The organism is Dubosiella newyorkensis (assembly GCF_001945605.1).
In the GTDB taxonomy this organism is placed as follows: Bacteria; Bacillota_I; Bacilli_A; order Erysipelotrichales; family Erysipelotrichaceae; genus Dubosiella; species Dubosiella newyorkensis.
Window position 1 is genome coordinate 41,916 of sequence record NZ_MPKA01000058.1, and the last position, 16,151, is coordinate 58,066.

At 41.4% G+C, this 16,151-nt stretch carries 18 protein-coding genes; 4 read left to right on the forward strand and 14 right to left on the reverse strand.

Annotated features, from left to right (window positions below):
- Window positions 1-25: 25 nt before the first annotated feature.
- Window positions 26-874 (reverse strand): DegV family protein, encoded by an 849-nt coding sequence (locus BO225_RS04680; RefSeq protein WP_076341114.1) that lies wholly within the window; start codon window positions 872-874, stop codon window positions 26-28.
- Window positions 875-981: 107 nt separating this feature from the next.
- Here BO225_RS04680 and BO225_RS04685 point away from each other — a divergent pair, with 107 nt between their 5' ends.
- A complete protein-coding gene (locus tag BO225_RS04685) occupies window positions 982-1,494 on the forward strand; it encodes a DUF1836 domain-containing protein (RefSeq protein WP_076341115.1) in 513 nt (170 codons plus the stop codon).
- Between the two features lie 72 nt (window positions 1,495-1,566).
- On the opposite strand, the gene BO225_RS04690 is transcribed toward BO225_RS04685, so the two are convergent.
- The 3 genes from BO225_RS04690 to BO225_RS04700 all read right to left on the reverse strand — a co-directional run bounded on the left by BO225_RS04690 (window position 1,567) and on the right by BO225_RS04700 (window position 4,588).
- Window positions 1,567-2,430, reverse strand: a complete 864-nt coding sequence (locus BO225_RS04690) for a DegV family protein (RefSeq protein WP_076341116.1) — start codon at window positions 2,428-2,430, stop codon at window positions 1,567-1,569.
- 95 nt (window positions 2,431-2,525) lie between these two features.
- Window positions 2,526-3,275, reverse strand: coding sequence for a type 1 glutamine amidotransferase (locus BO225_RS04695; protein ID WP_233120288.1), 750 nt, complete (start codon window positions 3,273-3,275; stop codon window positions 2,526-2,528).
- Window positions 3,272-4,588: a Mur ligase family protein gene (locus BO225_RS04700; protein WP_076341117.1), complete on the reverse strand. Its 1,317-nt coding sequence runs from the start codon at window positions 4,586-4,588 to the stop codon at window positions 3,272-3,274. Before BO225_RS04700 ends, BO225_RS04695 begins: the two co-directional genes overlap by 4 nt.
- 114 nt (window positions 4,589-4,702) lie before the next feature.
- Between BO225_RS04700 and purC the strand changes: the two genes are divergently transcribed.
- Both purC and purB read left to right on the forward strand, forming a co-directional pair.
- A complete protein-coding gene (purC, locus tag BO225_RS04705; RefSeq protein WP_076341118.1) occupies window positions 4,703-5,416 on the forward strand; it encodes a phosphoribosylaminoimidazolesuccinocarboxamide synthase in 714 nt (237 codons plus the stop codon).
- A gap of 1 nt (window position 5,417) precedes the next feature.
- A complete protein-coding gene (gene purB / locus BO225_RS04710; protein WP_076341119.1) occupies window positions 5,418-6,854 on the forward strand; it encodes an adenylosuccinate lyase in 1,437 nt (478 codons plus the stop codon).
- A 268-nt stretch (window positions 6,855-7,122) separates the two neighbouring features.
- Here purB and larB read toward each other — a convergent pair whose 3' ends face one another.
- The 6 genes from larB to ppk1 form a co-directional block, all read right to left on the reverse strand.
- Window positions 7,123-7,800 carry a nickel pincer cofactor biosynthesis protein LarB gene (gene larB, locus BO225_RS04715; protein WP_076341120.1) on the reverse strand — a complete coding sequence of 226 codons (678 nt, stop codon included), beginning with the start codon at window positions 7,798-7,800 and terminating at the stop codon, window positions 7,123-7,125.
- Window positions 7,787-8,560 carry an ATP-dependent sacrificial sulfur transferase LarE gene (larE, locus tag BO225_RS04720; protein WP_076341121.1) on the reverse strand — a complete coding sequence of 258 codons (774 nt, stop codon included), beginning with the start codon at window positions 8,558-8,560 and terminating at the stop codon, window positions 7,787-7,789. Before larE ends, larB begins: the two co-directional genes overlap by 14 nt.
- Window positions 8,557-9,468 carry an ABC transporter substrate-binding protein gene (locus BO225_RS04725; RefSeq protein WP_076341122.1) on the reverse strand — a complete coding sequence of 304 codons (912 nt, stop codon included), beginning with the start codon at window positions 9,466-9,468 and terminating at the stop codon, window positions 8,557-8,559. Before BO225_RS04725 ends, larE begins: the two co-directional genes overlap by 4 nt.
- Window positions 9,465-10,232, reverse strand: coding sequence for an ABC transporter ATP-binding protein (locus tag BO225_RS04730; protein WP_076341123.1), 768 nt, complete (start codon window positions 10,230-10,232; stop codon window positions 9,465-9,467). The genes BO225_RS04725 and BO225_RS04730 overlap by 4 nt, the downstream gene beginning before the upstream one ends.
- On the reverse strand, window positions 10,229-11,212 hold the full coding sequence (locus BO225_RS04735) for a FecCD family ABC transporter permease (RefSeq protein WP_158023787.1): 984 nt from the start codon (window positions 11,210-11,212) through the stop codon (window positions 10,229-10,231). The genes BO225_RS04730 and BO225_RS04735 overlap by 4 nt, the downstream gene beginning before the upstream one ends.
- A 74-nt stretch (window positions 11,213-11,286) precedes the next feature.
- Window positions 11,287-13,404: a polyphosphate kinase 1 gene (gene ppk1 / locus BO225_RS04740; protein ID WP_076341124.1), complete on the reverse strand. Its 2,118-nt coding sequence runs from the start codon at window positions 13,402-13,404 to the stop codon at window positions 11,287-11,289.
- A gap of 229 nt (window positions 13,405-13,633) precedes the next feature.
- Between ppk1 and BO225_RS04745 the strand changes: the two genes are divergently transcribed.
- Window positions 13,634-14,188 (forward strand): TetR/AcrR family transcriptional regulator, encoded by a 555-nt coding sequence (locus BO225_RS04745; protein ID WP_083632083.1) that lies wholly within the window; start codon window positions 13,634-13,636, stop codon window positions 14,186-14,188.
- Window positions 14,189-14,207: 19 nt separating this feature from the next.
- On the opposite strand, the gene BO225_RS12000 is transcribed toward BO225_RS04745, so the two are convergent.
- From BO225_RS12000 to BO225_RS04760, 4 genes are all read right to left on the reverse strand, one after another.
- Window positions 14,208-14,468 (reverse strand): zinc ribbon domain-containing protein, encoded by a 261-nt coding sequence (locus BO225_RS12000; RefSeq protein WP_143356768.1) that lies wholly within the window; start codon window positions 14,466-14,468, stop codon window positions 14,208-14,210.
- Between the two features lie 14 nt (window positions 14,469-14,482).
- Window positions 14,483-14,650: a helix-turn-helix domain-containing protein gene (locus tag BO225_RS12005; protein ID WP_083632085.1), complete on the reverse strand. Its 168-nt coding sequence runs from the start codon at window positions 14,648-14,650 to the stop codon at window positions 14,483-14,485.
- Window positions 14,651-14,723: 73 nt separating this feature from the next.
- Window positions 14,724-15,344 (reverse strand): M48 family metallopeptidase, encoded by a 621-nt coding sequence (locus BO225_RS04755; protein WP_076341126.1) that lies wholly within the window; start codon window positions 15,342-15,344, stop codon window positions 14,724-14,726.
- Window positions 15,319-16,149 carry an Mrp/NBP35 family ATP-binding protein gene (locus tag BO225_RS04760; RefSeq protein WP_198936098.1) on the reverse strand — a complete coding sequence of 277 codons (831 nt, stop codon included), beginning with the start codon at window positions 16,147-16,149 and terminating at the stop codon, window positions 15,319-15,321. The genes BO225_RS04755 and BO225_RS04760 overlap by 26 nt, the downstream gene beginning before the upstream one ends.
- Window positions 16,150-16,151: the final 2 nt, after the last annotated feature.

Below are 16,151 nucleotides of genomic sequence, written 5' to 3' on the forward strand. Positions count from 1 at the left end.
CAGAAAAAACTTAGGAAGCCAATACTTACAAAGAATCGATCTGGATCGCTTGAATACTGACGCATCCAGGACCGCCTTGCGCGATAAAAACAGGTGTCAATTCCACGATTTCAATACGCGCGTTCTCAAAAGCGTTCTCTAGCAGCGCTTTCGCTTTCTGCGCATCGTCAAAATTATCGGCATGACCAATATAAAACCGATAGTCCACGCTAACTCCTTGCTCTTTCATCGAAGCGATGATTTTAGAGACAGATTTTTTGAATGTACGATCGATGCTGAAAATTTCTAGCGCTTGTCCATCCGCTGTTTTTTTCATTACCGGAATGAGCTTTAAAAAGCTGCCCACTTTCGCTTCTAGATTTTTGATCCGTCCTCCCCTTTTCAAATAATCAAAATCTCTAGGAATCAAAAATGATCGATCCGTTTGCGATGCCTGATCCAATACCGATACGATCTCTTCGATCGTTTTTCCTTTTTTTGCTTGATCAAACGCAAGATCAACAAGGGCGCGTTGAGGTCCACATAAAGTCATCGAATTGTATACAGTAACAGGATATACAGTATCGATCTGCTCATTAGCCATCAAAGCAGAATCATACGTTCCCGACAAGCCTTGCGCCATTGTGATGTCTAAAACGGCACCCAGTTTGGATAATTGCTCATAGAGGTCGATCTTTTCTCCAATCGAGGGTTGTGAAGAAGAAGGAACTGCTCCGTTTTTGATTTCCTCCAGCAGTCCGTTTCCATCGATTTCCACAAGATCTCGTTTTGAGATTCCATTATAAAGCACATGAAGCGGAACTACGTGGAAGCCTAATTCCTTAGCTTGTTCGGGTGTATATAAAGAAGAAGTATCCGTAATAATTGATAGCATAAATGCCCCTTTCTATGCATCATTATAGATTCATAGTTTTAAATGTCAATATACCTAGTTTTAGAAACTAGATTGTTGCATTCTAGAAACTATGTTACTATGAGACTATGCAAGAAATATATCAAAAAATCCAAAAAATAAAACTTCCGCTATGGGAAGATTTTCCCAATATGGATCTCTATGTCGACCAAGTCGTATCGTATATCAATCAAACGTTATCGTTTCTAGATTTGGAGGGCAAAGAGATGGTCATTACCAAAAGTATGGTCAACAACTATGTAAAGCATTCTATGGTTCCTCAGCCAATCAAAAAATATTATAAACCTTATCACGTCGGATATTTGATCGTCGTCTGTATATTAAAGTGCTGCTTTTCGTTAAAAGATATTTCTAAAATGATCAACATTTATCGAAATATGAAAGACGATCATATTGAGCTCCACTATAATCGTTTCATTTCGATCTTCGAAAAAAATTTGAAAGAAATATTTTTGAGCAATACGCTTCCAAACCTGACGTACGAATCGCCCTCTCCTGAACAGCAGCTCATGGAATCTGCGATCCGTACGGTCGTCTATAAAATTTATAGTCAATCATTGCTTCACTCCATGAGCGAGTGAATTTATTTTAAAAGTAAAACGATTTAGTTATTCGTTTTACTTTTTTTTACAAAAAAATAGATGATCTCTCACCTATTCTTGAACGATTTTAATTGCCTGTACCGCTAAACACTTTGGCCCTCCTTGCGTAATAAAAGCCGGTGAAAGGGGCATGACAACGATCTTAGATTGCGGAAATTGCTGTTTAAAATACGATTCCGCTTTCAAAGCATCGTCAATATTATTCGCATGCGAAATAAAAATATAGTATCCTTCTCCAACACCTTTTTCCTTCATATATTCCGCCATCTTGGTATAGGCTTTCTTCATCGTCCTAGCTAAAGTAAAGTTTTCCAAATGCGATTCATCGCTGTCTTTCTTCTTTCTTCGGATCATGACAGGAAGTAGTTTCAGTATACCGCCCAAAACAGCTTCAAAGGAAGAAACACGACCACCGCGCTTTAAAAACGAAAAATCTTGCGGAATCAAAAAAGAAACTTCGGTTTGGATCGAGCTCGAAAGCATCGCTAAGATCGAGTCTACACTTTTTCCTTCCTTCGCCATCGTATACGCTTGATCGACCATCGCGCGCATCGGACCAGCTAACGTTTGTGAATTGACCACATACACCATTTCCGGATGCTCGCATTCTTCTTTTGCCAAAACAGCCGATTGATAAGCTCCCGAAAGTCCGCTCGCGATCGTGATATCGATCACCGTATCCCCTTGGTTGGTCAACGAATTATACAGATCGATCCTCTCTCCGACACTTGGAAGAGAAGTGGAAGGAACTTTTTTTTCATCGATCATTTTAAGCAGCTCTGTGCTCGAGATCGTATCGTAATCTCGATAACTTTTATGGTCAACAATAATATTTAATGGAATAACATACAAGCCTTTATTCTTTGCGTCAATTTGAGAATATAAAGTGCCAGAATCCGAAATGATTTGAATCATACGCACAACCTCTTTTCTTTCTTTAAGTATAACGTACTCGATAGCGATATCGCTCTCAAATGCTAATAAAAAGAAGAGATCGTACAAGACCTCTTCTATTCTTGAATTTCTAGCTTTTTAAATATAGCTTCTCGAGCTAAATTTTCCCAATGATCACTCAAAGGCGCAAGATCCTCAAACCGAAAATCCGGATCTCTTTTTTTCAACGCTTTATAAATGACAAAATCAGCGACTTCCGGATTTTTAGGAAGCAAAGGACCGTGTAAATACGTCCCTAAGATCTTTCCATCATAAAAACCTTCTTGCCCCGCATCAAAGCTATTGCCATATCCTTTGATCACTGCGCCAAGCGGATGTTCTACCCCTAAAGTTTGGCCGCCGTGATTTTCAAAGCCTACGATTTTTGTCTTTCTGCCATCCAGAACGGCTTCGATCACGACATTCCCGATACAGCGAGATCCTTCCTTCCCCGTATCGGTATAATAAGAATAGAAACCAAGTCCAGGGATCTTAGAATGATCTGCGGCCTCATAATATTTTCCAAACAATTGATATCCGCCACAGATCAATAAAACAAAAGTGTTCTCATCCATCGCTTTTTGAATATTCTCTTTTCGGCTTAGAAGGTCAGGAATCAGCGACATTTGCTCCTTATCTGCGCCTCCTCCTAAAAAGATCAAATCATAATCGCTTAGATCCGCTTCTTGACCGATCCCGATCGTATGCAATATAAAATCGATCCCTCGATCTTCGCAGCGTTTCTTCAACACCATCATGTTTCCTTTATCGCCATATAGATCCATGATATCATGATACATCCATGCGACTTTCATTACTCGATTCATAACCCCAGCTCCTTTTTGATCGCGGTGCGACTTGGAAGAAGCGCTGTATAGGTCGCGATCACGTAGAGTTTATCGTGATCATTTCCAATTTCTTGGAGCGCTTCTTCGATGGTTTCTTTCGTTTCGAGCACACCTTGATACCCTCCATAATATAAACGGAGCGCCATATCGGTTCCTCTCGTTCCGGTTGTGACGATCTTTTTTGTATTTTTGCTCATGAGCTTTTCAAAATACGTATCATAGATCCAACTAATATCGATACCATCTTGTTCTTTATCATTGAGCACGATGACGATTAAACGATCCGCAGGATCGTGTTCGATCACCTTCATGACTTCATTGGCTCCTGTAGGATTCTTGATCAAGTTTAAAACGACTTCTCGACCATCTTTGATAAATTTCTCGTTTCTTCCTTTTGGCTGCGGAGCGTTAGCGAATACTTGACGCACAACATCAAACCCGATACAAAAGACTTCCGCCACCGCAATGATCGCCGCACAATTATACATCGAATACATGCCTTGATAAGGATCCTTGAACTTTTCTTGATGAAAGTAAAAAGTGTGATCTTCTAGATCGATATCATGAAGTTCTACATTCAAGATCGGTGTTCTAAAATGACATTTCGCACAATGGAACGATCCAATATGCGAATATTGATAATAAGAATATTCAAGACGATTCCCACAAACAGGACAAAATTTACCTTCGCTTGCTTCATTGGTCGTCTCTTGCGAATATTTGTTTCGGCCTAAACCAAAATAGACGACATTGGCTTTTGGAGCTTTGAGCGCTAAACGCACGACGTTTGGATCATTCCCGTTCAAGATGAGCGTTTGGTCATAATTCGGAAGCACCTTTTCTATGCTTTCGATCAATTGCTCCATTTCTCGCGCACGGTCGAGCTGGTCGCGAAAGAAATTATTGACGACAAAAGCACTCACAGGAAGATTAGGCAAAATATATTTCACATTCAGCTCATCAACTTCAAGAACGACAACATCTGCCTGGACAACCCCCTGCAAGTTGGCGTTCGCTAATAATGTGGTCGCGATCCCTTCTCGTAAATTATCTCCTCTTCGATTGGATACGACCTTCTTTCCAGCGCGTTCAAAAAGATCCGCGATCATATTGGCAGTGCTCGTTTTTCCATTCGTCCCTGTCACAACGATGACAGGCCCTTTAAAAGTTAGTTTTTTGAATATATCTGGATCGAACTTCAAGCCAAGCTGACCAGGAAGAGAGCCACCTCGACCGATCTTTTGCAAAAGATAGGCGCTTGACTTCGTTGTTAAAATCGATAAAAATCGCATATCGAACTCCTTTCATCTGAAAAATTATACCACAAACTGCTTCTTCAAAAGACAAATTGCGTTTTTTACAACAATTCGGGTATAATGTCAAAGAAAGAAAATGGAGGAAAATCAATGGAACAACTGGATATGATCTATGAAGGAAAAGCGAAAAAAGTCTACGCGACAGACGATGCGAATGTCGTGATCGTAGACTATAAAGACGATGCGACAGCCTTCAATGGTCTAAAAAAAGGAACGATCGTCGGTAAAGGAGCTATCAACAACCGCATGAGCAATTTCTTGATGAAAAAGCTCGAAGAAGCGGGCATTCCAACGCATTTAATCTCAGAAATCGATACGAATAAAACGTATGTGAAAAAAGTAGATATCATCCCTCTTGAAGTGATCATCCGCAACAAAGCGGCTGGATCATTCTCGAAACGCCTTGGGATCCAAGAAGGAACCCCACTCAAGTGCTCGACGCTCGAATTCTCTTATAAAGATGATGAACTTGGTGATCCTCTCATCAATGATTATATGGCGATCGCGATCGGCGCGGCAACAAAAGAGGAGATCGACACGATCTCAAAATACGCGTTTCAGATCAACGATTATCTCAAAGCGTTCTTTAAAGAAATCGGCATCGAGCTGATCGACTTTAAATTGGAGTTTGGAAAAACAAGCGATGGAACAATCGTGCTTGCCGACGAGATCTCGCCAGACACTTGCCGCTATTGGGATATCGAAACAGGAGAACATCTCGATAAAGACCGTTTCCGCAGAGATCTAGGCGATCCTGAAGGCGCTTATAAAGAAGTATTCAAAAGACTAGGATTTGGAGAATAACATGAGCGATACATCCATTTATATTTCACCTCTTTCCCAACGCTACGCCTCAAAAGAAATGAAAGAGTTGTTTTCCAACGATAAAAAATTCAAAACATGGAGACGGCTTTGGATCGCTCTAGCCCAAGCCGAACAAGAACTAGGACTCGATATCAGCGATGAACAGATCCAAGAACTTATCGATCACAAAGACGATATCAACTATGAAGTGGCTCAAGAAAGAGAAAAGATCGTCCGCCATGACGTGATGTCCCATGTCTATGCCTATGGCGTTCAAGCCCCAAAAGCAAAGGGAATCATCCATTTAGGCGCGACAAGCTGCTATGTTGGAGACAATACCGATTTGATCATCATGCATGAAGGTCTAGAGCTGATCAAGAAAAAACTCGTCAATGTCTTGGCGGCCCTTGAACATTTCGCTCTCGAATACAAAGACCTGCCTTGCTTAGCCTTTACCCACTTTCAGCCAGCGCAACCAACAACAGTCGGCAAACGAGCGGCTCTTTGGGCGCAGGACCTATTGATGGATTATGAAGAAATCGAGTATTTATTGTCCCATAAACGTCTATTAGGACAAAAAGGAACGACTGGGACCCAAGCTAGTTTTATGGAGCTTTTTGATGGAGACGCATCCAAAGCCAAAGAGATCGATCGCATCATTTGCGATAAGCTCGGATATAAAGACTACTTCCCTGTATCTGGACAAACTTATACTCGGAAATACGATACCCGTGTTCTACAAGCGTTAGTGGGAATTGCCCAAAGCGCTCATAAATTCAGCAATGATATTCGTCTTCTCCAGCATATGAAGGAGATCGAAGAACCTTTCGAAAAAGGACAGATCGGATCTTCGGCCATGGCGTATAAACGCAATCCAATGCGTTCGGAACGAATGGCTGCGTTGGCCAACTATGTGATCTGCGACGCGATGAATCCGGCTTTGACCGCTAGCACGCAATGGTTCGAGAGAACGTTGGATGATTCAGCAAACAAGCGGATCAGTATCCCGGAAGCTTTTTTAGCGATCGATGGAATACTCGACCTTTATTTAAATATTACAGATGGACTTGTCGTCTATCCAAAAGTGATCGAATCCGACCTATTGAAAGAACTTCCTTTCATGGCAACAGAAAATATCATGATGGACGCCGTCAAGGCAGGAGGCGATCGTCAAGAACTGCATGAAGCGATCCGCGAGCATTCTATGGAAGCCGCTAAACGGATCAAGCAAGAAGGTAAAGAAAACGACTTGATCGATCGGATCGCGAACGATCCACGTTTCATGATGAGCAAAGAAGAGATCATGAAGATCATGGAACCTAAAAACTTCGTTGGAAGAGCGCCGCAACAAACAAAAGAATTCTTTAAAGACTATATCGATCCAGTCCTTGAAGCCAATCGTGACGATCTAGGCTTGCAGGCAGAAATCAATATTTAATCGTTTTTAAAGAAACAGTTTGACAGAATGGAAAAAAGGCCATAAAATTGAATTGTAAATACAAGATGTATTTACAATGATTTACGGCTTTACCTACAAAAGAATGAAATAAAAAGAAGGATTCAGCCGTATTCCTTCTTTTTTTACAAATTTTTGCCTTGCGTGGATAAATGTAAAGCGAAAGAAATTATAGTGGAATAAACCCCCTATTCTACATAAATTTCTCGTATTCAAAATACATCTTTACATTTATTATTTGTGTGCGGTATCATTCGATACCGCTTTTTTTATTGGCAAGCGAATTGATCGAATGAGCCATATAGCCGCCACCAAATCCATTATCGATATTCACGACGCTCACTCCATTCGAACAAGAATTCAACATTGACAAAAGGGCGGACAAACCATGAAAATTAGCGCCGTAGCCCACAGAAGTAGGAACCGCGATGATCGGAGCCTCCACTAAACCTCCAATAACGCTCGCCAAAGCCCCTTCCATACCCGCGACCACAACTAAAACATTCGCATGCCGGATTTGATCGAGCTTTGAAAATAGACGATGGATCCCAGCCACGCCCACATCAGAGATCAAATCGACATCATTGCCTAGAAAACGGGCAATATCGACCGCCTCCATAGCTACTGGCAAATCGGAAGTGCCTGCGCACACGACAACGATTTTGCCTGAGTTGATCAAAGTCTCGTCTTCTTTCCAGTAAAACGTTTTAGATAATTCGTTATATGTAAATTTAGGAAATATATTCTTTAAAACATTCGCTTTTTCTTGTGAAACTCTCGATATAAAGATCTCCTTTTGATCATGTTGAAACATATCATCAATGATGTGCTCGATCTGTTCCACATTTTTTCCTTCTCCATAAATAATTTCTGAAACACCTGTTCTTTTTTGGCGCTCATAATCGATCATAAATTCATCCACGATCATATCCTCCTTTTTTGAGTCCTTCTAAGTCAAAGGTCACATATCGGTATCCTAGCGCTTTGATTGCTTGGATCAATTTGGGTTCCATAATCACTCTCTCTATATTCTTTAGATCAGTTTCGATTCGAGCAAGCTCTCCATGATCGCGCAAACGAACATCCTCGATCCCGGCTTGATGTAGAAGATCCTCTCCAGATTCGACTTTTTTTAATAAAGCAGGATCAAGAAGACGTTCATAGTCGAATCGAGAAGCAAGACAAGCGTTGGCTGGACGAGACGCGGAAGTTAAACCATACTGCTTAGAATATGAACGGATCTCTTTTTTGCTCAACCTTGACAAAGGAGAGACGATTCCTAATTCTTGGCATGCTTTTTGTCCAGGACGAAATTCTTTTTGATCATCTTGATTTTGACCATCTAAAACGACAAAAAAACCTCGCTTTTCACTTTCTTCTAGAACGGCTGCCATGATTTTCTTTTTACACGAATAACAACGATCTCGAGTATTGTGTTGAAAATCAGGGATGGAAAATACATCCATATCTAAGACCAAATGATCTTGCGCTTTCATTTGGTCTAGCGCGCATTCCTGATCTCGATTGGGAACCATACAACCTTTTACAAAGATAGGTAAAACGTTTTCCTTACCTAACACCTCATTACAGATCGCTAAAAGAAAGTTTGAATCGCATCCGCCACTATACGCGATCGCAACCTTTTTATAGGCTGCGATCGATTGTTTTAATTCATCAAGTTGATTCATTGAAGTCCTCCATTTTGAAATCCTTGGTAAAAAAGCTCGATCGTATCCGCCATTCTAGACCCGGGAAGCACATTTTCCAATGAAACCGGCACAAAACGATTTTGTTGCACCGCCTCGAGCTGTGATAGAGCGGGATCCGATTTGATCGTTTCGATCTTCTCTTCCAAAGAAGGGACGTCGTAATCATGGATCACGATCACATCCACATCTCGATGCAGAATTTCTTCTGGACTGATCGTGATCCAAGCTCGATCTTGAAGATCATGAAAAATATTTCGTCCACCAGCTTTTTCGATGAGTCGTGATTCAAAATTCGAGCCACTCGCGCTTTTTACTCCTCCAGCTTCGCTATCGTAGACAAGAACGTTCATAGGTTCCTTATTTTTTAGTTGATCCTCGATTTTTTGGATCCGATCCTTTTGATCTTGGATTAGAGCATCGGCTTTTTCCTCGATTTGAAATCGTTTCCCTAATTCTTCGATTTCCTCAAACTCTTCTTCGATTGTTTGTGCATCATTGATCATCGCCTTGATCCCAAATTGCTCCAACTCATCGAGTCGGATCCCTTCTTCTCCAAATTCCCAATCGATCCCATATATAAAATCCGCCCCACTGCCCATGACCGCTTCTCGAGTCGCACTTCCATACGTCAGCTGCGGAATCGAAGCATACTCTTCTTTATAACGTTCTAAGGGACCTCGAGAATGATTGTTTAAAGTCGAGCCAATGACACGATCCTGTAATCCTAATGCACAAAATAGCTCTGTACAATTCGGACCAAAAGTTAAAACGCGCTCTGGGATCGAGGATACGTCTTGATTTTGAACTGGAGAAGGCGCACATCCTGTGATCAATAAACCGAACACAACACTAAATTTTGTAAATTTACTCTTTAATCTCAAATTCATACATTCTCTCTTTCTTCTAAATAGATCACAGCTGGTTTTTTTGTTTGCGGATGAGGAACGATCAAACTCGGAACATGAAAGATCTTTTGGATCATTTCTTGTGTGATCACCTCTTCCACGCTTCCTTCTTGTATGATCTTCCCTTCGTTCATCACATACAATCGATCACAATACATGCTCGCAATATTCAAGTCATGGATCGCCGCGATTACTGTCTTGCCTAACGACTTGACAAGCTGAAAGACTTGGATCTGATAATAGATATCTAAATGATTGGTCGGTTCGTCAAGAAGAAGGATCGGAGTATCTTGGGCAATCGCCCTTGCTAATAAAACACGCTGTTTCTCCCCACCAGAAAGAGCGGAAAAGCTTTTTTCACACAAGGACTCGATCCCAACTTGCTTGAGAGCGAATTCAATTTTGGCATTTCGAACTGGATCGTGCGAGCTTTCTCGATATGGAGTTCGTCCCATTTCGACCATCTCGTACACTGTATAATCGTAGGCGCATTCGTGATGCTGGCTCAAAACGCCCATCAAGAGGGCCGACTCTCGGTATGAATATGTAGAAAGCTCTTTTTGCGCCAACACGATCGACCCTTCATCTGGTTCCAGTTCCCGATATAGGTTTTTTAAAAAAGTCGACTTTCCAGAACCATTTGGGCCGATCAAACCTATGAATTCACCTGAGCGGATCGTAATTGAAAGTTTTTTTAATCCATGTCCGCATGGATAGGTATAATCTAGATTCTTGACTTCGATCATTTGCTCCTCCGTTTTTTATGCTTAAGCATACCAATGAAGATGGGTCCTCCAATGATCGCTGTCAACACGCCGATCGGCACTTCTTCCGGAGCGAATAGACAACGAGCCAGTACATCGGTCCAAATAACCAAGATCGCTCCGATTAAAGCCGAAAACGGGAGTACATATTGATGTTTCGAGCCAACAAGCATTCGCGCAAAATGAGGGCACATCAATCCAACAAAGCCGATCGTGCCACTCAACGCGACACTCACCCCAGCTAATAAAGAGGCGATCACGATCAAAACGATCTGCATTTTCTTGACCGAGACACCAAGCGTTTTCGCTTGCGCTTCTCCCAAACTCATCAAATCAAGCTGACGATGAAATAAATATAAAAGCAGCATACAACCCATCAAAACGACCAAAGGCAGCCCTAAGTAATCCCATCTTGCGCCTGTTAGCGATCCAGACAACCAAAAAGTTGCGTTATGGAGTCCAAGTGCATTCGGAGCAAGCAGCGTGATCAAACGAGTCAACCCATCCATGATCATCGAGACCGCTACACCAGAAAGAAGAAGAGTCGATATTTGAACAGTCCCTTTGGATACGCTAATTGAAAATACGAGCAAGATCGCAGACATCGCTCCCATAAAGGCGCTCAGCGGCAAACGGAAGACCCCTAAAAAAGCGAAGACGTCAAAAAGAAGATCCAAAGTCGCAAAAGCGCCCGCTCCTGAGGAAATCCCTAATAAGAACGGATCGGCGAGTTCGTTTCGTACCAAAACTTGCATAACGACTCCGCAAACCGATAAAGAAGCGCCTATAAGCGCTCCTAGCAGAACTCGAGGAATCCGAAGCATGAAGATCAGATCATTGCTAGCTGGATGCAAGATGGATCTTAAAATATCTTGAAAGGAATATAGACTTGCGCCTAAGCACGGAGCGATCCATATAGAAGCCATACAAAGAACAAGAAGCAAGATTCCTCTTTTTTTCATAATTCTTCTCCTTAAAAAAAGAGTGATCATACACTCTTTTTAAATCTTATCATTAAAGTATAGTCTAGTGACAACTATTTCTTTTTTAGGAAGCGACGCAACCAACTCGTAAACGTAGGACTGGTTTTTTCAGGAATATAATTTTGATTTTTCGCCCATTCGATCTCCTCTTCTTGTGAATCGTATCGGCCATTTTCTCCAACATCGATCGTTTTATACGTTCCATCGCTTTGCAACTCTCTTCGCTTGGTATTGTCTTTGAGAAGTCTTTGGTAATAATCGATCACTTCTTGTTTAAGCGCTGGATCCAAGATCGGAACAGCGACCTCGACTCGACGTTCCGTATTTCTAGACATAAAGTCAGCCGAAGCGATATAGACCTTGCATGCGTTGAGCGGACCAAAAATATAGATCCGGGAGTGTTCTAGGAATCGTCCTACGATCGAAAAGATCTTCACGTTTTCCGTATAACCAGGAACCTGCGGCAAAATACAGCAGATCCCTCGAACGATCAAAATGATCTTTACACCGCTTTGACTCGCCTCAGAGATCTTTTGAATGATATCGATATCTGTGATGGAATTGATCTTAAACAACGCTTGGGCATCAAGTCCTTGTTTGGCACGTTCGATTTGTTCATCCAATTGTTCCATGACTGTTTTTTTCAAAGAAACTGGCGAAACGAGAAGGTTTTCATATTTACCGAAAACATTTGACATGAGCATATTCTGGAAAAAAGCGACCGCGTCTTGTCCAATTTCATTTCTTGCGCTCATATAACAATAATCGGTATATTGTCTCGCTGTCTTTTCATTATAGTTCCCTGTTCCGATCTGGGTGATCCACCGAGTTTCGCGTTTTGTTTTGTAGGTGATCAAGCAGATCTTCGAATGTACTTTATATTGTTCGAAGCCATAGATCACATTGCATCCAGCTTCTTCAAGCCATTCGGCGGCTTTAATGTTGTTGTCTTCATCAAATCGAGCTCTTAGCTCCATAAGCACAGTGACTTCTTTCCCATTGTCCAAAGCGCGAATCAAATATTCGAGCACTTTGCTTGGCGAAGCCAGACGGTAGATCGTGATCTTGATCGAGACGACATTGGGATCCACAGCCGCTTCTTTTAGAAGTTTTAAGAAGATCCCGACATCTTGATATGGATAATTGAGCAAAATATCGTGATGCAGGATCTGTGGGATCAATGGACGGCTAGGATCGTAGCGCTTTGAGCCCTGCGATTCGAAAGGCGGATAGGTCAAAGTGGAACGGAGTGCGTCTGGCGCTTTCGCGATCAAAGAAAACACATATTTCAGATCCAATGGGATCTTTGAAAGAAAGACTTGCGACTTGCTGATGTTCAAGTGCTCGCATAAATAGTTCAAAGAGCTAGGATGGATATCCCGATAGATCTCTAAACGTAAAGGGGCGAGCCTTGGACGTTTCTTCAATACTTTTTTTACATAGTTGCGATAGTCCTCATCCTCTGGCGATTCTTCGTTCAACGAGATATCCGCGTTTCGGGTGACTCGAATCGTCGTTTTATTGATCACACTCGATTGGGTAAAGATCCGGTCGACATTATGATAGATGACTTGTTCTAGGAGCAAAAAATTGTTTTCCATATCCGGGATCGGATAGATGCGTTCCAAATATACTGGGATCGGGATGATGCCATATTTTTTGACATCCTTTTCCATCAGTTCGATAAAGATATAAAGCTGTTTATTGTTCAAATGTGGAAATGGATGATGAAAATCCATGATCTGCGGGGATAGAAGCGGCAAGATCTCGTCTTCAAAGTATCGGGTAAAATATTTTTTTTGCTTTTTGCTCAATGATTTCCATGAGACATTCGACATTTGCAGATCGAGCATCGTTTTATTGAGCTCTTTGTAGATCGTATCGCGCATCGCATATAATTCACGTGTTTGCTCATAGATCGCGGACAATTGTTCTTGAGAATTCATTCCCGTCCTCTGGTCGATCTTCTTGGGATCGTACAATTCCATATCTTTCAAAGAGCCCACACGCACCATAAAAAACTCATCGAGATTGCTCGTAAAGATCGCTAAAAATTTCAATCTCTCAAAGATAGGAACGCTAGGATCAGCGGCCTCTTCTAAGACGCGCTGGTTGAATCGAAGCCATGATAATTCTCGATTCTGCATATATGGATATAGGTGTTCCTGCATAATAACTCACTCCAAATTCATTGATTTCAATCTAATTATAGCATGCTTCTACAAAAATGCCTTTTGAATGAAACCGACAATTTAAACTTATTTGGTTACATTTTATGGAATATGTAATTTATTGTCACACTTACAGACACTGCTTTTTTTGGTCTGTTATAATATAGATATTGCACAGCACAGCAAAATTCGTCGTTTTACACTAGCACACTCATAGAAAGGGGTGCCAATGGTTAAAAAGAAAAAATCCAGCCAGTTTCTTAGAAGTTGTATCTTTGAGGCACTCATGATTTTGCTGCAGCAAAAAAGATATGAAGAGATCACTGTTTCAGAGATTGCTAACAAAGCCGGCGTATCTCGAATGACCTATTATAGGACTTACTCTTCTAAAGAAGATATCGTGATCCAGCATTTTAAAGAAAAGCTTCAAGAGATCACAGAGATCGACCCGGCTATCGGAAAGAAACCTCGCATTGAATGGTATCGAGTTTTGTTAGAATTTGTTTATGAAGATCGCATGCTGATCGAAAAGATCCTTGAAACCCCTGAACTTTCCAAGGCAAGCAATTCCTTCTTGTTTGAAACGGTCCAAAAGTTTACGCGGAAATACGATCACGCCGATGTCGATGATCCTAAAACGCTTTATGAGCTCACCTATAAAACAGGAAGTTTGACGTCTTTGATTTCACGATGGGTCCGCAACGGATGCAAAGAATCTGTAGATCAAATCTTAGATTGGATCCGAATCTACGAAAACGATCCTTGTCTAACTATGCATGATTAAGACCGGAAACGGTCTTTTTTTATCGGTTTCTCCAATATGGCAAATTTCTTAAATAATCAGAATAATATTTTCTCGACTCCTCTTCATCCATCCCTTCTCTTGGCAGATTCAATACAAGAAAATCAAGCATCTGCTCAAAATCTTGATACACAAAATTCCCATTGTCCAAACACCATTGACAATACCTAGAATCTATTTCTCCTTCATTCGTTTTAGACATGATCGAATATTCGAGCGGGATTCCACAATACTCGCAATATCGAATTTCTTTGGATTTCAAAAGCGCATCCACACTCACTCCAAAATATGCGATAAGTTCAACAACAAATCAGGATCCGGTATCGTTTCATCATTTTCCCAGCGAGAGATCGCCTGTCTAGTGATACATAGTTTTTCCGCTAAGCTATTTTGACTTAATAAAGAAACTTCGCGAAGTGATTTTATCATTGTTCCAGTGCTCATAGTTTTTCCTCATCCCTATGTTTTCAGTATGCCCATACAAAAAAAAAAGAAACAAGCAACTGTTTGTTTCCTCTTAGAGCAGCGGAAGATGAAGATTCTTAAACTCTTTCATCCTCTCGTCATAATCATCCAACCGCAAATATAAACGCTCATAAAATGCCTTTGAATGATTCGCTTCTTCAAGATGCGTCAATTCATGAACATAGATCGCCTCTCTTGCTTTTTTTGAAACGAAAGCGAGCTTAATATTCAACGCAATGATGTTTTTCATAGGCGTGCAGCTTCCCCACTTCGATCGATAGTGACCAAAACGAAGCTCGACATAAGGAAAACCAAATTTTTTTCGTGTCTCCTCAAATTCTTGGCGCAGTCTTGGTCGAGCAAAATGCGCTATAAACGAAAGCCAGCTTTGCGGATCATAAAAAAGAGTGTCGTCCTTGATCCAGCTTTGATCCGCAAAACAGACATGATACGATCGATCGAACAAGAAGACCGTATCTCCTTCTTTAACTTTCGATTCTCTCTTTTCTTGGATCCAGGAAGCGTTTGCCTGTAGAAAGGCTTCGATCGTTTTTTCATCGACAAACAACGGAACGCTTAAGAAAAAACGGCCCTCTTTATACGAGAGGACCATTCTTTTATTCCGCTTGCTGGAAACGATCTTTAGATCAGGACAAATCGGAAATGATTTCATCAGCCACTTCGTTCATGATCGAAAGCGTATGTTCTTGATTTTTAAGATCATACGTTTCATATTGATGGACATTGCGAATGAGATCAAGCATCGGAAGTTTCGCGTAGATCTTCGTATGACTCTCTTGTTCGAATTGATCGAGTTCCTCTTGATCATAGAATTTGATCTGTTCATGACAATATGGACATTCTAAGTAAGCCATATTTTCAATGACCCCTAAAACACGAACATGCATTTCATCGCACATTTTGATTGCTTTTGTAACGATCATGCTGACCATTGGCTGTGGAGTTGAAACCATCAAAACCGCTTCAACTGGCAACTCCTGCAAAATTGTCAAAGCGACATCCCCCGTTCCAGGAGGCATATCGATCAATAAGTAATCAAGATCTTCCCACAAAACATCTGTATAAAACTGCTTGACAACATTTCCTACGATCGGCCCTCTCCAGATGACAGGATCATTTTCATTTTCTAGCATATAGTTGAGGGAAACGATCTTGATCCCATCCACATCGACAGGGATCACTTCATTTTCTCTTGTCGCATAGGCTTGCTCGTTTTGAGCATCCATCAAGCGAGGAATCGAAGGACCCGTAATATCGGCATCCATGATCCCGACTTTATAGCCCTTCTTCGAAAGGGCGCGGGCAAGAAGAACGGTGATAGTCGATTTGCCGACGCCCCCCTTTCCTGAAAGTACCGCCACAATGTGTTTGATCTTGTTTTTTGGATTCGGCTGGACCGAACACATTGAAGCGTCCTTTGAACAATTCCCTTGACTAGGACATCCTTCACATGACATAT

Excerpts from the sequence above, each read along its gene's own strand:
- BO225_RS04760 (WP_198936098.1), bottom strand. The coding sequence starts at position 16,149 with ATGTCATGTGAAGGATGTCCTAGTCAAGGGAATTGTTCAAAGGACGCT.
- BO225_RS04685 (WP_076341115.1), top strand. The coding sequence starts at position 982 with ATGCAAGAAATATATCAAAAAATCCAAAAAATAAAACTTCCGCTATGG.
- BO225_RS04700 (WP_076341117.1), bottom strand. The coding sequence starts at position 4,588 with ATGCGATTTTTATCGATTTTAACAACGAAGTCAAGCGCCTATCTTTTG.
- larE (WP_076341121.1), bottom strand. The coding sequence starts at position 8,560 with ATGAATCAACTTGATGAATTAAAACAATCGATCGCAGCCTATAAAAAG.
- BO225_RS04680 (WP_076341114.1), bottom strand. The coding sequence starts at position 874 with ATGCTATCAATTATTACGGATACTTCTTCTTTATATACACCCGAACAA.
- BO225_RS04690 (WP_076341116.1), bottom strand. The coding sequence starts at position 2,430 with ATGATTCAAATCATTTCGGATTCTGGCACTTTATATTCTCAAATTGAC.
- ppk1 (WP_076341124.1), bottom strand. The coding sequence starts at position 13,404 with ATGCAGGAACACCTATATCCATATATGCAGAATCGAGAATTATCATGG.
- BO225_RS04730 (WP_076341123.1), bottom strand. The coding sequence starts at position 10,232 with ATGATCGAAGTCAAGAATCTAGATTATACCTATCCATGCGGACATGGA.
- BO225_RS04725 (WP_076341122.1), bottom strand. The coding sequence starts at position 9,468 with ATGAATTTGAGATTAAAGAGTAAATTTACAAAATTTAGTGTTGTGTTC.
- BO225_RS04695 (WP_233120288.1), bottom strand. The coding sequence starts at position 3,275 with ATGAATCGAGTAATGAAAGTCGCATGGATGTATCATGATATCATGGAT.
- BO225_RS04755 (WP_076341126.1), bottom strand. The coding sequence starts at position 15,344 with ATGAAATCATTTCCGATTTGTCCTGATCTAAAGATCGTTTCCAGCAAG.
- purB (WP_076341119.1), top strand. The coding sequence starts at position 5,418 with ATGAGCGATACATCCATTTATATTTCACCTCTTTCCCAACGCTACGCC.
- purC (WP_076341118.1), top strand. The coding sequence starts at position 4,703 with ATGGAACAACTGGATATGATCTATGAAGGAAAAGCGAAAAAAGTCTAC.
- BO225_RS04745 (WP_083632083.1), top strand. The coding sequence starts at position 13,634 with ATGGTTAAAAAGAAAAAATCCAGCCAGTTTCTTAGAAGTTGTATCTTT.
- larB (WP_076341120.1), bottom strand. The coding sequence starts at position 7,800 with ATGATCGTGGATGAATTTATGATCGATTATGAGCGCCAAAAAAGAACA.
- BO225_RS12005 (WP_083632085.1), bottom strand. The coding sequence starts at position 14,650 with ATGAGCACTGGAACAATGATAAAATCACTTCGCGAAGTTTCTTTATTA.
- BO225_RS04735 (WP_158023787.1), bottom strand. The coding sequence starts at position 11,212 with ATGAAAAAAAGAGGAATCTTGCTTCTTGTTCTTTGTATGGCTTCTATA.